General features: G+C 49.3%; 10 protein-coding genes. 5 read left to right on the forward strand and 5 right to left on the reverse strand.

What is annotated here, in order from left to right; all coding sequences use genetic code 11:
- Positions 1-203 precede the first annotated feature (203 nt).
- A complete protein-coding gene (locus NDI45_RS17435) occupies positions 204-1,241 on the forward strand; it encodes a chemotaxis protein CheB (protein ID WP_348248091.1) in 1,038 nt (345 codons plus the stop codon).
- Positions 1,242-1,506: 265 nt separating this feature from the next.
- On the opposite strand, the gene NDI45_RS17440 is transcribed toward NDI45_RS17435, so the two are convergent.
- Positions 1,507-2,109 (reverse strand): hypothetical protein, encoded by a 603-nt coding sequence (locus NDI45_RS17440; protein ID WP_348248092.1) that lies wholly within the window; start codon positions 2,107-2,109, stop codon positions 1,507-1,509.
- Positions 2,110-2,620: 511 nt separating this feature from the next.
- On the opposite strand from NDI45_RS17440, the gene NDI45_RS17445 reads away from it, so the two are divergent.
- Positions 2,621-3,550, forward strand: a complete 930-nt coding sequence (locus NDI45_RS17445; protein WP_348248093.1) for a protein-glutamate O-methyltransferase CheR — start codon at positions 2,621-2,623, stop codon at positions 3,548-3,550.
- 256 nt (positions 3,551-3,806) lie between these two features.
- On the opposite strand, the gene NDI45_RS17450 is transcribed toward NDI45_RS17445, so the two are convergent.
- The 4 genes from NDI45_RS17450 to NDI45_RS17465 all read right to left on the reverse strand — a co-directional run bounded on the left by NDI45_RS17450 (position 3,807) and on the right by NDI45_RS17465 (position 8,027).
- On the reverse strand, positions 3,807-5,480 hold the full coding sequence (locus NDI45_RS17450) for an ATP-binding protein (protein WP_348248094.1): 1,674 nt from the start codon (positions 5,478-5,480) through the stop codon (positions 3,807-3,809).
- 438 nt (positions 5,481-5,918) lie between these two features.
- A complete protein-coding gene (locus NDI45_RS17455) occupies positions 5,919-6,413 on the reverse strand; it encodes a helix-turn-helix transcriptional regulator (protein ID WP_348248095.1) in 495 nt (164 codons plus the stop codon).
- A gap of 425 nt (positions 6,414-6,838) precedes the next feature.
- Positions 6,839-7,285, reverse strand: a complete 447-nt coding sequence (locus NDI45_RS17460; protein WP_199296631.1) for a surface-adhesin E family protein — start codon at positions 7,283-7,285, stop codon at positions 6,839-6,841.
- Between the two features lie 4 nt (positions 7,286-7,289).
- A complete protein-coding gene (locus NDI45_RS17465) occupies positions 7,290-8,027 on the reverse strand; it encodes a hypothetical protein (RefSeq protein ID WP_199296632.1) in 738 nt (245 codons plus the stop codon).
- A 613-nt stretch (positions 8,028-8,640) separates the two neighbouring features.
- Between NDI45_RS17465 and NDI45_RS17470 the strand changes: the two genes are divergently transcribed.
- The 3 genes from NDI45_RS17470 to NDI45_RS17480 are packed head-to-tail and all read left to right on the forward strand — an operon-like array spanning position 8,641 to position 14,802.
- Positions 8,641-12,138, forward strand: a complete 3,498-nt coding sequence (locus NDI45_RS17470) for a PAS domain-containing protein (RefSeq protein WP_348248096.1) — start codon at positions 8,641-8,643, stop codon at positions 12,136-12,138.
- On the forward strand, positions 12,129-12,596 hold the full coding sequence (locus NDI45_RS17475) for a response regulator (protein WP_190790868.1): 468 nt from the start codon (positions 12,129-12,131) through the stop codon (positions 12,594-12,596). The genes NDI45_RS17470 and NDI45_RS17475 overlap by 10 nt, the downstream gene beginning before the upstream one ends.
- Before the next feature lie 7 nt (positions 12,597-12,603).
- Positions 12,604-14,802 carry a response regulator gene (locus tag NDI45_RS17480; protein ID WP_348248097.1) on the forward strand — a complete coding sequence of 733 codons (2,199 nt, stop codon included), beginning with the start codon at positions 12,604-12,606 and terminating at the stop codon, positions 14,800-14,802.
- The last annotated feature ends 478 nt before the right edge of the window (positions 14,803-15,280 follow it).

Below are 15,280 nucleotides of genomic sequence, written 5' to 3' on the forward strand. Positions count from 1 at the left end.
TATAAGTATCTCCTATAACTATCTTTTATGATGGAGCAAATCTGCTGGGGGGCTAAGAGGCGATCGCGCTCAGCGCGGGCTTTGTCACTGCCTACATCACACTCTGACTCAGACTAGCCCTAAGGCAGTGTTGTTTGCTGGGTGAGTATGATAGCTTTTGCGTTTAGGAGTCATTTGAGACTCACGACGATAAGGAGTATTGTGTGCCAAAGCCAGACATCATCGTCATCGGTGCATCAGCCGGAGGACTCAGAGCCTTTGAAACGCTGATTTCTCAACTGCCCCCTGACTTTCCTGCGGCAATCTTCATCGTTTGGCACATCTCTCCAGATTACCCAAGCTTATTATCCCAAATTTTGGGGCGGATCACTCCCCTATCCGTAACGCAGGCGGTTGACCAGGAGCCAATTCGCTCGGGTCATATCTATGTGGCTCCTCCCGATCATCATTTGTTGGTTGAGCCAGGCACGGTTCGGCTCTCCCGGGGACCCAAAGAAAACCGCTTCCGTCCGGCAGTGGATGTTTTGTTTCGCTCTGCTGCCTGGTCGTATAGCACACGAGCCATTGGCATAGTGTTAACGGGCAGCCTGGATGATGGCGCGGCTGGGCTATATGCCATCAAAGAGCGGGGCGGCATTGCCATCGTTCAAGACCCGCTTGATGCGATGCACCCCTCAATGCCTAGGGCGGCATTGCAAGCGGTAGAAGTGGATTATTGTTTACCGCTCAGCAAAATGGGAGCTTTGTTAGGAGATTTAGTTCACAAAGAGATTCCTGAGCAGGAGAAAAATCCGGTGTCTGAAAAAATGGATATTGAAGTGGGCGTTGCGCGGGAAGACAATGGGTTGGAGATGGGCATCATGAAGCTAGGCGATTTGTCTCCCTTTACTTGTCCTGAGTGCCACGGCGTACTGTTGCAGTTGAAAGAAGGAAACCTGCTGCGCTTTCGCTGCCACACTGGGCACGCCTATTCGCTCAATTCCCTTTTAGCTGAGGTGACACAATCCATCGAAGAAATGCTCTGGGGTGGCATCCGCACGATCGAAGAGAGTGAGATGTTAATGAAGCATACTGCCAAGCATCTGCGCGAGATGAATGAGCCTGAGGCGGCAGACCTGCTGTTGCAAAAAGCTGAGGACGCTCAGCGGCGAGCAAAACTAGTGCGGCAAGCGGTGATGAGCAACGAAGTATTAAGCCAAGACAATTTAGCTGAAGAATTAAAGCTCATTGAAGAAATTTAGGATTGTCGGGGGCGATCGCATTAAATCTGCAAAGCAAAACATCTGCAAAGCAAAACATATGCAGAGCAAAGGGCGTTGCTGAATAGAAATATGAAGAACCCAATTGAGCTTCTGTATCGCCCCCTAAATCCCCCAATGCTGGGGGACTTTGAGGATTAGTTCCCCCCAAAGTTGGGGGGCTAGGGGGGCAAATCATACTCGAATTCAGCAACGCCAAGCAAAGGATGCCAAAGCAAAGTATGGCGGAGCAAAGGATGCTTCGCTTCTACTGAGCACGGGGATGTCCTTTTCTCAGGTCAATATTTCTTGCCCCTAACCATTTGCAAAGCGCAACTGACCGCCGTAGTGAAGCTCTCAGTGCCTGGCTATTCGCAAGCACTTCTTTGACGAGACGCTCCTGCTCAGTCAGATCAGTGGATTTTCCTGGCTCTGGAGGCTGTTCCACCGATTCTTCCGACGATCGCTGAGAACCACCCGCGAACATTGGCCCCTGGAGAGGCGTTTCCTGTGGGGGTGATGGGAATGAGCGACTTGAAGTGTCTCTTGAGGTGTCTGTTATAGAAGTCTGTTGCCTGAGCCGCTGTTGAAGTTTTTCAATCTGGCGATCGACCTGCTTGAGCTGCCGACCTCGGGCGATCGCGGCTCTGTAATCCTCCACTTCCTCCGCTTTTAGGTGCTTTAGGGTCTTGCCATTAAAGAGCGGTTGACGGCTTCTCACCTGCCAATACTTAGAGTCAGTATGGGCAGTGCCTCCTGGCTTAACCTGCACCAACCAGCAATGTTGCAAAAACCAGCCTTCCCCGACGATTTGTGCTCGTTGGGCATTAAGTGCATCCAGATCAGATTGAAGTTTCTCAAATGAGGACATGCTTAATTCGTACGCAAATGACCATCTCTGTATAAAGATAATATAACTTTGTACGAATCGACTCTATCATGAGTTTTACATACGAATCATGCGTTTACAGCTTCTGATGTGATGGTGGAACAAAAACTGTTCATATAATCATTGCTCCAGCAGCAATTCTTTAGTAACAGGATTAAAAATGTCTGTTCAAGCAAGCTCTTAGTCATATCCGGTTCATATTCAGTACGCTCAGAGCAGCTTAAAATTTTTTACATAAACCTTTCTGATTCGTACGCAAGCGGTAATCTCAGCTTAAAGTTAATATATTATTCGTACCTAGAGTTCATGCAGTGCGTTTTGCATACGAAGGATAACCCGGCAACTCCTTGAGGTGCTATATCTTTGCGATCTCCGGAATTGGGGTTGGAGGACAAATTTTTCCTTGATTCAGCCAGATGTAGAGAAAGCCAACTCATATAGGGTCGCTCAATGCCCCCTTAGTAAAGAGATGAATTTAACAAAGGAGTGAAACATGTTTGCTCAAAGTCACTTCGAGAATAGCCTTTTGTACGATACGAAGCCCTTGGGGGGGAATCGAGTTCAAACTCTAGATGAAGCCAGTCTGGAATTTGAAACCCTGTTAGACTACCTCAAGTACAGCCGAGAATGTGACTTAACGCACTATAAACGATCGACGTTGATGCGCCGATTTCGGCACCGAATGCAACGGATCAACATTGATACCTACGAGAACTACCTACAGTATTTGCAATGTGATTCAGAAGAACACCTTGCTCTGTTGAGTGATGTTCTGATTAACTTTACTGGCTTTTTCCGCGATTACAACGCCTGGATTTATCTAGCCACTGAAGTAATTCCTAAAATCATTGACTGTAAGCCGTCAGATGAACCGATTCGAGTTTGGAGTGCGGGCTGTGCGACCGGAGCAGAAATTTATAGCCTTTTAATCTTATTAGCAGAAGTTTTAGGGGTTGAATTCTGCCAGCAGCGACTTCAGTGTTATGCCACTGATGCCGATAGAGATACGCTTCACCAAGCCCAGAACGCTACCTACAATGACTTAGAAATTCTCGATATTCCTCCCGACCTGCTTAAAAAATACTTTAGGCAAACCACAAAAGGTTTAACCTTCTCCCCCAAGCTTCGCCGCATCGTTACAGTTAAGCAGCATGACCTGATGAAGGATGCTCCCCTGCCTGCAATCGATTTACTGATCTGCCGTAATGTATTGATATATTTTACGCCGGAAGCTCAAAATTCCATCCTGACTCGCTTTCATTCTGTTCTTAACAACACTGGCTTTCTCTTTCTGGGTCATACAGAGTTGGTAGTTCATCAAAGACAACTTTTCACACCTGTCAGCTTGAAGCAAAGAATTTATGCTAAGGGGTTAGAGCCAGAACTGAACCGCTATCCTTTTATCACAGCTCAACTTGGATAGACAGCAAACAGTTGGCATTGCGGAATCGGGATATGAAGAGTGCAAATTTAGCTTCTGTATCGCCCCCTAAATCCCCCAATTTATTGGTTACCGCTCTTAAAGAGCGAGGAGGGACTTTGAATTCGGATTCCCCCCTTTGAATTCTGGTTCCCCTAAAATTTGAGGGGCTAGGGGGGCGTATCATACTCCGTTTCAGCAACGCCCATTAGTTATCAACCCAATAAGACGATTCTGGAACCTAATTTTTCTGCTGAATCTAGGTACTGCGTCCAACCTGGCTTACCACTGCCGCAACTAATGCCGTCGATTCAACGGGCTTAGAGAGGTGAAGCTGAAAGCCTGCCTTTAATAATTGCCTGCGGTCTTCTTCTCTAGCGTAAGCAGTGAGGGCGATCGCAGGAATCGTGCCGACTCGCTCTGACTCATTCTCCCGTACCTGACGGATCAGTGCGTAGCCATCCTGCTCTGGCATCCCCACATCGCTGATCAAGATATCAGGCTGCGACCGTTCAATCATATGCAAGGCTTCATTGACCGAATCTGCTGATCTAACCGTGGCTCCGGCGCGTTCTAGCACAACGGTCAACAGATTGCGGGTATCGGCTTCATCATCAACCACCAGCACATCCACATTGCTCAAGCTGTGATGCAAGGCGAATGCATTGGTCTTCTCAGGGATAGATGTCTGGGCTTCACTGGGCTCCATGCGAACTGCCATTAGAGGAATCTGCACCGTAAAGGTGGCTCCTTGCCCTTCACCAGAACTGTTTGCGGCAACTGTTCCCCCATGCATCTCTACCAATTGCCGCACGATCGCCAGTCCTAACCCTAATCCACCGTGATGACGTGTAGTCGCTCGTTCTGCCTGACGAAAGCGGTCAAAGACATAAGGCAGAAAGGCTGGATCGATCCCTTGCCCTGTGTCACTTACTGTAATGACGGCGTTAGAGGAAACCTGCTCTAGCCGGACTTCGATCTGCCCTTGTCTCGGCGTGAACTTGATCGCATTCGAGAGCAAATTCCAAATTACCTGCTGGAGGCGATCGCTATCTCCTGACACTAAACTCGTAGATTCATCAAGCACTGACCGAATCTCGATGTTTTTCGCAGTGACGGCAAGCTGCACCGCATCGATCGCTTCCTGAATCACAGAAACCAAATTGACCGGGCGAATATTGAGATGCAGACTGCCTCGAATGATGCGAGAAATATCTAGCAAATCTTCAATCAGTTTTACCTGGGCTTTAGCATTCCGCTCAATGGTTTCTACGGCACGAGCCATCATGGTCTCATCTAACTGCCGACTACGCAGCATTTGCGCCCAGCCCAATATCACATTTAAGGGAGAACGGAGTTCGTGTGAGACGATCGCCAAAAATTCATCTTTGAGCGTGTTGGCTTGATGCAGGGATTCTGTCTGCTGTCGTAGTTCCTGCTCTAATTGCTTCCGTTGGGCAATTTCTGCTTCTAGGGCTTGGTTAGTCATTTCAGCCAAGGTTGCCCGCAACCGCGTTGCTTCCAGTTGCTTTCGTTCAGTAATATCTCGCACTAACCAACGTAGGCTGACAATCGTACCCGTTGAATCAGATACCGTAGTGACGGTTAAGGCAGCATCGAAAGCAGATGCACCATAAGGCTGTAGCTGAGTTACCCATTCTTGAAGTCGTCCAACCTGAGGCAATCGATTGAGTTCGTCATCAAACGCTCGACGCTCAGGTTCAGCCACGTATGAAGTTAGAAGTTTCCCAATCAAGAACGGTTGCGGCACCCTGAGCAACTGACTCATGGTGTGATTAGCTCTCTGAATTTTGCCGTCTGTGTCGGTGATTAAGTAGCCATCCGGAGCAAATTCAAATAACTCCTGGTAACGCTGTCGTTCAACTTCTAGCGCCACCTGAGCCTCAAGCAATTCCTGATTCTGCTGGTGCAATGCCTCTTGAGATATCCGCAGTTCTTCCAGCGAGTTACCAGTTCTGCCAGAGCTTGCGGCAACAGTTCTGGATGTTGTGACGAGTCGGCATGGGCGTAATGCAGGAGGGCACCCACTCGCTCACTTAACGCCTTCATTTGCTGACTCAACCAATCAGGGTTCACATTACTTCATCCAATCACGCTATTCTCACCTTAAGTACAAGTCCGTTTGTTTGCCTCTCTCGTCAGATTTGTTTTAGCGAGTGATCACTAAAACTAACTCGGTAGAGCAGGGTAGGGTAAAGAAGCTATCAACAGATCTACAGCATTACCTATCCCTATCTCGCTGATAAAAATTACTTAAGTAGAATCGTGATGTTACTTAAGAACGCTTCGATCGCGAAGACCATTGTTTCTGTAGAAGCGGCTGTGACAAAAGCCCCTTGCTCGCACAGCTTTAGGAGTTTGACTTCTCGGCTAAAATTCTGTTTCTCAGAAACTGTCTTTTAACCACTTCATAGGCCTGCTTATAAATCTGAAAATCTGTTGGCTTCTCTACTTCAGGTATGCTTCTGATCACATAGTGAAACGCATGAAAAACTGCATTTAATCCAGCGATCGCATCTTCAATCGGCACTTTTCGAGTCACCCAAGCTTGTTTTACCTTGACTGAATAACTCAGCGCACTCAGACGCGCTAAACTCTCTAGCTTGTTTTCATAGACCAGCCGAGCAATCTTGGTTAAATCCACCCTCAGGATAGGCGCAATCTTGCGAGCGGTTTCCTCACTGGGGCTATTGCGTTCGAGGCAAATCCAGCTCAGTCCTGCTTGGGAGAGTCCGACCTGCTTGGCAAGCTGGCTCATATTGGTATGAGGGTTATCCTTGAGATGCTGTAAAACAAGACGACCAAAAGCGGAACAGCTTTCCTCATTTAACTTGAGTGAACTCATGGAAGTTTAGATAAGAGCTTAAAAAAACAAGCTTAACTGAAAGTTGTCTGGCTTGATTCAAAAAAGGCAGTCGATGATAAAACTGACAAGAACAGAAATCTTACGATTCAGTTGAATAGGGTGAGTGCGTCTAGCCCTGAATTAAACCGTGAATTAAACCGTGAATTAATAGAACTATCGTCACCCCGTTTTCACCAGGATTTTTCACCAGAACAAGGTACAGGAAGAATTAGGAGGCGAAGACGCTGTGCAGAGATACAGCCCTTAGATCTCATTTTCCTGTACTTTATCTATTGAAGAAAGGCGATATATTGTGACGTGACGATGTATTGTGACGTGACAACCATTTGCGTTGCAATCGTGTGAGAACAACGGTTAACTAGCTAACCCATCTTGATTGGGAAATTAGTGAATATCGACAAAACCTATTGCTGAGTGCAGACGTGGCGAATTACCTGAGCGGCACTGCTTCCTGCTGTGGGCTGCGTCAGACTCCCATTGTCGTCATAATTGACTCGCTGAATCGCCTGTCTGTCCTGATTAAAGATCACTAGGCGGCGGGTGCGTTCCACTCCAGAAGTACAGTCTACCGATCGATAAATCATCACGCCATAAACGGGTTGCTCGACTTCAAATGCTAAAAACGCATTGTTGGGCTGCTTGAACTGTCGATATTCCCAATAGCGAACGGTGTTTTGCGATCGCTCGATCGAATCTGGATTAATCAGGAAGCGATCGCCAACCGCATTGGTCGTCACTTCAACCCAGGCTTCGGCTGCTTGAACCCCAGAATACCCCAGCCCTATCCCAACCGGAGTAGCCATCATCGTCATCAGGGTCAGGTGCAATCCCTGCTTGATCCATTGCCTCATCGCGTTACTGCGCTCCTTCTTGCTCAGACTGATCTTGCCCCGTCCGAGTACGATAGCGTTCCACATTTTCAATTGCCTGTTGTGCATAGGTGTCATTCGGACGTTCATCCAGTGCCCGTTGAAAATGCAACAGTGCGGCATCGTAGTTTTTCTCTTCTACGGCAGCATATCCAGCTTGCATATAGCGATCGTAAGGGGGGCTTTGGGGAGGGGCAGGACGTTCTTCAGCTTGGCTCTCAGGTTGATCCGTTGAGTTGGGTTGAGTGGTTGCCGCAGGAGTGCCAGTCTGCTGCTGATAAAAGCTGAGCACTCGTTGCGTATAGGGAGCGGTTTCGGCAGCATTATACCGGGATGAATCACCCGTCATCCACCAGGCTGCGGCGCGACGAACGGCGATCGCCTCACTGTTGCCACTATTGCGATACTCCTGCTGCAAAATATCACGCATCACACAAACCAGAATACTGCGTGCCGTTGCTACATCGGCTTCAAACTCCTGGGGGGAAAGCGTTCTGTCAATGCAGGATTCAGACCATCTGGGAATATTCTGTGCCTGAATCTGCCAGTCGCTATAAAGCCCGTCATTGGCATTACCCGTTTGAGGAGCCGCCAGACGAAGAGCCTCCACCAGCGATCGCACCTGCTGATCAGATTGTGCCTGAGCGGGCAGCATTCCTGCACTAATGCCGATCGCGATTGCCAGCATCGACCCTTCAATCCATCGTTTAACAATTAACCACATCAACTGAAATCGGAAACTTTAAGCAACAACCGTTAATGACTTTACGCGAAAAGTCACAGGATTCCTTTGCCTCTTTTGATAGGTTTTCCCGTTTTCTCACAGCGAATGCAATAGAAATGAGGGAATGAAGTAAATAAAAATTAGAGGGCAATTCCGATTCACACTTTTTCACACTTTATCCTGGCAAAATAAAGACGTTTAAAGTGCTAGAGAACCTGATTCTATTCAGTTTTAATCTCTCTTGCTTGTATCTCTTCTAACTTCTGATGAATCATCCAGGCTAACGCGATCGTTATTCAAATTTTGATTCAAATCTTTGCTCTGCCTTAATCCAGTCTCTTTTGCGGTTCCTCCAGAGTTGCGCGAAGTGCTAATCGTCTCTTCTTTTGGGAGCGCGTCTATATACCGCTGGATGAATACCGCCGGATGAGGGGCGTTCCTATCTACATTAATCACTTGTGGAGCTTGGGTGGGCTGTCGATCGATTGTTGCGACACAACCGCATCCGTAAACGCTGTGCCCCTTAAATCCATCCTGGGGGGAATGCCAGAGAAATTTCTTCCCTCGTATGGTAGGCTAACACCTTCAACACTTCTGCCAAATGATATAGGTGATGGTTCTCAAAGTACCACATTGGTTCAAAACCTATGCTGTGCCGTTAGCCACAGCTGGACTGGCACTGCTGCTCACGTTTCTACTGCAATCGCTGCTGAGACCCACCATCTTTCCCTTCTTTTATGCAGCCGTAGCCGTTAGTGCCTGGTCAGGTGGTATTGTCGCAGGTTTGATAGCAACCGCACTCTCGACGATCGCCATCAACTACTTTTTTATCGCTCCAGTTTATTCGCTGGCGGTTACTAACCTGGGGAGTATGGTGCAGAATGGGACATTTGTACTGGTTACACTGCTTATCAGTTCCCTGAGTTCAGAACTCCGGACGGCAAAACAGCGGCTTGAAAAAAATTTGAAGAAGACGCGGGAGAGTGAGGAACGGTTTCGGCTCGCCCTGAATAATCCGTCGATCGCCTTATTTCATCAGGATCGGGATCTGCGCTACCAGTGGGTGTATAACCCCCAGGCGTTGAAGCTGTCTGAAGAGATGGTGGGCAAAACCGATGCTGACCTGTTTCCTCCGGCTGAAGCAGAATTACTGTCACGGCATAAACAGCAGGTGATGCAGTCTGGGCGATCGGCTCGGCAAGAGGTGGTTTTGACCCTTTACGGTCGTCAGCATTGGTATGACCTGTTGACAGAACCCCTGTGGGATGGACAGCAAATTGTGGGGGTAAGCTGTGCCGTTTTTAATGTCACTGACCGCAAACAGGCAGAACAGCAAGTACAAGCCCTGCATCAACATGCCCAGACCCAGGCAGAGGTTTTGAATGGGATTCTGACCGCTTCGGTGGATCATATCTATGTGTTCGATCGTTTGGGTCGCTATGCTCAGGTCAGCCAGGGAGGAGCGGAGGTTCTGGGCTTTCAGCCTGAGCAAGTTTTGGGTCAAACCTGGCGCGAGTTGGGTCTACCCACCGCACTCATGGAGCCAGTCGATGCCCAGCGAGAGCATGTCATGCAAACGGGACAACCCCTCAAAGGCGAAACCAGCTTTGCTGCCCCCGATGGTCCCCGGTATTACGAATATATTTTCACCCCTTTGCGGACTTCGCAGCAGACCATTGAGGGAGTCGTAGCGGTTTCTCGCGACATCACGGAGCGCAAACGGGTAGAAGCGGCGTTACGGGAAAGCCAGGAACTGTTTCAGAACTTTATGCAGCACAGTCCTGCAACGGCTTACATCAAAGATGAGGCAGGGCGATATGTTTATGTCAATCCACTCTTGGAGCGAAGCTTTGAGCGATCGTTCGACGAATGGCTGGGTAAAACCGATTTTGACTTGTTTCCTGCCGAAGTGGCCCAGCAATTGCGCAATAACGACCTACAAGTGTTGACAGAGGGGAAAACCCTGCAAGCGATCGAAATTGCTCCCCAGAACGACGGAGAACACTATTATCTATCGTTCAAATTTCCGCTGCGAAATTCTGCCGGACAACGCCTGATGGCGGGAATGTCGATCGACGTTACGGAACAAAACCGGGCTGAACAGGCACTCCGCGAAAACGAACACCGTTATGCTCAGATCCTGAATTCTGTACAGGACATGGTGTTTTGCAAAGCTCCCGGTTCAAAGGTGATTTATGCCAACAAGGCAGCCTGTGACTACTACGGCTTAACTGTTGAGGAACTGCGTGGCATTACAGATGTGCCCTTCAACGAACTGGATTTCACTCAGCAGTATTTGCAAGATGACCTGAAAGTGTTTACGACTGGCGAGCCTGTCGAAGTTTTGGAAGAGCCAAACCGAGGAGCAGACGGAGAACTTCACTACTTCCACACCATCAAAACTCCGATTTTTGACACTCAGGGGAACGTCGCTGAGCTAGTGGGTGTATCGCGTGATATTACCGAGCGCAAGCAAAAAGAAGCAGAACGGGCACAGCTCCTGGCACGGGAACAGCAGTCTAGAGCCGAAGCCGAACTTCAGCAGAGTTACCTGCATTCCCTGTTAATGCAAGCTCCTGCCCATATTTGTATTAATCGCGGAGCCGATCACATTTTTGAATTTGCGAATCCTCTCTATCTCCAACTTGCGGGTGGACGAGAGGTAGTGGGTCATTCGGTGCGCGAAGCGTTTCCTGATTTGGAAGGACAGGGCTTTTTTGAGCTGCTCGATCGCGTTCTGGCAAGCGGAGAGCCTTTTATCGGCAAAGAAGTGGCAGCCCAATTCGATCGCCAGGGCAACGGCACTTTAGAGGAAGGATTTTTCAACTTTGTCTATCAGCCGATGCGAGGCATTGATGGCAGGATTGAAGGCATTATGACGTTTGCGTTTGAAGTGACTGACCAAGTGCTGGCGCGGCAGCAGGCAGAAATTTTGGCAGAAAATTTGCAGACTCAGCAGCAGGCGTTGCGAGAGAGTGAGGCCCGCTTCCGTCACCTAGCGGATACTGCCCCAGTATTGGTCTGGATGTCGGGGGTTGATAAGCTCTGCAACTACTTCAACAAGCCCTGGCTCGACTTCACGGGACGTACGACAGAGCAGGAATTGGGCAATGGCTGGGCAGAAGGAGTGCATCCCGATGATTTTCAATATTGCCTGGCGATCTACACGAATTCGTTTGATGCCCGTCAGGAATTCAAAATGGAGTACCGTTTGCGGCGGTTCGATGGCGAATATCGCTGGGTGCTGGATCATGGCGTGCCGCGCTTTACGCCAGACGGAGAATTTTTGGGCTATATTGGCTCCTGTATTGATATCAACGATCGTAAGCAGGCAGAAGACCAGATCCGCCAGATGAACGAGGAACTGGAATATCGCGTCAAGCAGCGCACCGAGCAGCTCCAAGCTACGAATAAAGAACTGGAAGCCTTTTCCTACTCGGTGTCCCACGATCTACGCGCCCCCCTGCGGCACATTAATGGCTTTGTCGATTTGCTGCAAAAACGAGCGGGCAAGTCCACGGCGCTCGATGAAACCAGTCAGCGTTACCTGAGAACGATCGCTGACACGACAAAAGAAGCCGGGCGATTGGTGGATGATCTGCTGTCGTTTTCGCGCATGGGTCGAACCGAAATGCGCCTGACCACGCTCGACCTCAACCAACTGCTTCAGGAAGTGCGGCGAGACATGCAGCAAGACTTGGTGGGCAGAACCATCGACTGGCAAATAGACCCGCTCCCTGTGGTTCAGGCTGACCCCACCATGATGCGGCTAGTGCTGCGAAATTTGCTAGAAAATGCGGTGAAATACAGTCGCCCCCGCAGTCAGGCAATGATTCAAATCATCAGCACTCGCACCGAAGACGAAACGATCGTCTGCATACGAGATAATGGGGTAGGTTTCGACATGCAGTATGTTCATAAACTGTTTGGAGTGTTTCAACGATTGCATACTAACGAGCAGTTTGAGGGAACGGGCATCGGCTTAGCCAATGTGCAGCGCATTATTCATCGGCATGGTGGCAAGGTCTGGGCAGAAGGAGAACTCGATCGCGGGGCTGCCTTCTACTTTTCGCTCCCCAACACCCCACACCAGGAGGCGACATGGAACTAAAGCGAATTTTACTGGTGGAAGATAGCGCGAGAGATATTGAGCTTATTCTGGCAGCCCTGGCAGAAAACTGTTTAGCCAATGAAGTCGTCGTGACGCGAGATGGGGAAGAAGCACTAGATTACCTTTATCGACGCGGCATTTACCGATTGCGGCGAGAAGGGCATCCGGGGGTGGTGCTGCTCGATCTGAAATTGCCTAAAGTTGATGGGCTGGAAGTGCTTGCCAAACTCAAGTCTGACCCAGAACTGAAAGCGGTACCCGTCGTGATCCTGACTTCTTCCCGCGAAGAAAAAGATCTAGTCAATAGCTACAACTTGAATACCAATGCTTATGTGGTCAAACCCGTCGATTTTCATGAGTTTGTCGAAGCGATTAAGGAGCTAGGGTTGTTCTGGGCAGTCGTCAACCAACCGCCTCCTGGTGCACTTCCACCTGCTCGCCCTGTTCCCCAAGATTAAACCTGCGATGACCCTACTCCGTTTCCTGTTGCTCGAAGATAGTGCGATCGATGCTGATCTGATCCAGGCTGTGTTGCTGGAAGGCGGACTGGACTATGAACTGGTGCAGGTGCAAACCCGGCAGGATTTTATAGCGGCGATCGCCCAGCATGATTTCGATCTGATTCTGGCAGACTACTCGCTGCCCTCGTTTGATGGATTTTCTGCGCTAAAAATTGCCCGTGAACAGTGCCCCGATATCCCTTTTCTCTTTGTTTCGGCGACATTGGGAGAAGAAGTGGCCGTAGAGATGCTCAAAAGCGGTGCAACTGATTATGTACTGAAACAGCGGCTAGAGCGATTGGTTCCCTCGGTTCAGCGTGCCCTTAAAGAAGCAGAAGAACGAAAAGCTCGTAAGCACGCTGAAGCGCGGCTGGTGAACTATGCGAATCGCCTGCAAATGCTGGCAGAAACCTCTCGCATCTTCTCAGAAGCCATTCTGGATTTTCAAACCCTGCTGGATACGGTCTGCCGCCAAGTTGGGAACTTGATTGGAGAGGTCTGCATTCTGCAACTGATTTCTGATGATGGTAAGTGGCTCCAGATTCGGGCAGTTTATCATCCCACGCCTGAAGCGATCGCCCTGCTGCGACACCTGGGCAATACCTTTCCACAGCGAGCCAATGAAGGGCTATCTGCCCGAGTTCTACATACTCAGCAATCCCTGCGTTTGCCGATCGCGACTGCTACAGAATCCTTTGCCCCTTTCACAGCAGACTATTCACCCTATCTAGAGCAATTTGCCATTCACAGTCTGATGATTGTGCCGCTTCAAGTCCGCGAACGGAGCATTGGCAGCTTGATCTTAATTCGAGAGGCCCCCAATCAGCCTTATACCCACGACGATCAAATCTTCCTGCAAGATATTGCCGATCGCGCGGCACTGGCGATCGATAATGCTCACCTTTATCAAAAATCGCAGGAAGCCAACCGCATCAAAGATGAATTTCTGGCGATGTTGTCCCACGAGCTGCGATCGCCCCTCAACGCCATTATTGGCTGGCTGAGCCTCCTTCGCAATCGCCAGTTTGACGCTCCTACCACCACTCGTGCCTTAGAAACGGTTGAACGCAATGCCAGGGCACAGGCAAGACTGGTTGAAGATTTGCTTGACGTATCCCGGGTTCTGCAAGGTAAACTCCGCCTCACCCTCCGACCGCTGGAGCTACTGCCCGTGGTTGAAGCCGCGATTGAAACCGTGCGCCCAACCGCAGAAGCCAAAAATATTCAGCTCCACGTCACTACAAACTCTCAGATTGGGCAGATTTCAGGAGATTCAGAACGATTGCAGCAGGTCGTTTGGAACCTACTCAGCAATGCAGTCAAATTCACACCGCAGGATGGGCAAGTGGAGGTGCGACTAGAGCAAATTGATGGAGGCGTGGGAGAATACGCCATTCCCCCATCTCCCCATTCCCGTCACGCTCAAATTACCGTCACTGACACCGGACAGGGCATTAAGCCCGAATTTCTCCCCTACGTGTTCGATCGCTTTCGACAGGCAGATAGTTCAATTACCCGCACGCATGGCGGCTTGGGCTTAGGTTTGGCGATCGTGCGGCATCTGGTTGATTTACACGGAGGGAGTGTTGCTGCCAATAGTATGGGCGAAGGGAGGGGAGCAACCTTCACCGTGAAGCTACCGCTGCTTGCTTCAAGACTGGAGTTCAAGCAGACAAAACCCAGCTCTTCTGAAATTGATGTGGCTGACCCGTTTGGTTGTCCGGCTCAATTCAATAGGCTGCGAATCCTCATCATTGATGATGATCAAGATGCCCGCATCCTGCTGCTTTCAATTCTGCAAGAGTGTGGAGCTGAAGTGATTGCTGCTGCATCTGCCAGCGAAGGACTCTCAGCCTTAACCAGTGCAGTCAAACCATTCAACTTACTGATTAGCGATATTGGGATGCCGGGTGAGGATGGCTATACGCTCTTAAAGCAAGTGCGCGCGCTCAACCCTGAGCAGGGTGGACAAATTCCGGCGATCGCAGTGACTGCCTATGCCAGGGAAGAAGATCGCCAAGCCGCTTTCTCAGCAGGGTTTCAAGATCATCTGGCTAAACCCATTAACCCAACCCAGCTCATTGCGCTAATTGCCAATCTGGCTAGCCGAACCAGCGATGCGGTTAACCTCAGTGAAAGCGTTACTTACTCTGTTGGTTCTTAGGATGCTGCTCAAAGCTTGTCATCGCACGGCGTTGCATAATTAGGGTACGAATTAGGACTGATTTCCGTGCAGTGCCCAGAGTGGGGCCCAGAGTGCGGCTCGACTCATAGCCATAGGATCGCAATCAAGAAGGTAAACAAATTCACTCGATTCGATTGCTACTGCACTACCTCAGGTTTGGTAATGTACCTGTCCCTAAATCCCTCAAACTTAGCAAAGATTTTGTTTTGGTTAAAACCACACGATTGGGTGATTTAATCTAGGTTAATCTTCGATTAAAATCCCATTTTGGTTTAGTATTCAGTCTTTCAATTTGAAGTTAGAGGCTATGTCTGAAGCACAACAGGGTGAATCAGCAAACTCAATAGAGTTGTCGGGAAATAAGAACAGAGCTAGCCAATGCGACCTTTCAAGTTCTTCCTATGCCGCAGTCAGGTAGAAGTTCCATAATCCTGCTGCGGTTAGCATAAGGTGATCA

The sequence above is a fragment of the Leptolyngbya sp. GB1-A1 genome, from assembly GCF_039962475.1.
GTDB lineage: Bacteria > Cyanobacteriota > Cyanobacteriia > Elainellales > Elainellaceae > Leptolyngbya_A.

Bases quoted from the DNA above. Each gene is read 5' to 3' on its own strand.
- NDI45_RS17445 (WP_348248093.1), top strand. From the start codon at position 2,621: ATGTTTGCTCAAAGTCACTTCGAGAATAGCCTTTTGTACGATACGAAG.
- NDI45_RS17460 (WP_199296631.1), bottom strand. From the start codon at position 7,285: ATGAGGCAATGGATCAAGCAGGGATTGCACCTGACCCTGATGACGATG.
- NDI45_RS17455 (WP_348248095.1), bottom strand. From the start codon at position 6,413: ATGAGTTCACTCAAGTTAAATGAGGAAAGCTGTTCCGCTTTTGGTCGT.
- NDI45_RS17470 (WP_348248096.1), top strand. From the start codon at position 8,641: ATGGTTCTCAAAGTACCACATTGGTTCAAAACCTATGCTGTGCCGTTA.
- NDI45_RS17475 (WP_190790868.1), top strand. From the start codon at position 12,129: ATGGAACTAAAGCGAATTTTACTGGTGGAAGATAGCGCGAGAGATATT.
- NDI45_RS17480 (WP_348248097.1), top strand. From the start codon at position 12,604: ATGACCCTACTCCGTTTCCTGTTGCTCGAAGATAGTGCGATCGATGCT.
- NDI45_RS17465 (WP_199296632.1), bottom strand. From the start codon at position 8,027: ATGTGGTTAATTGTTAAACGATGGATTGAAGGGTCGATGCTGGCAATC.
- NDI45_RS17440 (WP_348248092.1), bottom strand. From the start codon at position 2,109: ATGTCCTCATTTGAGAAACTTCAATCTGATCTGGATGCACTTAATGCC.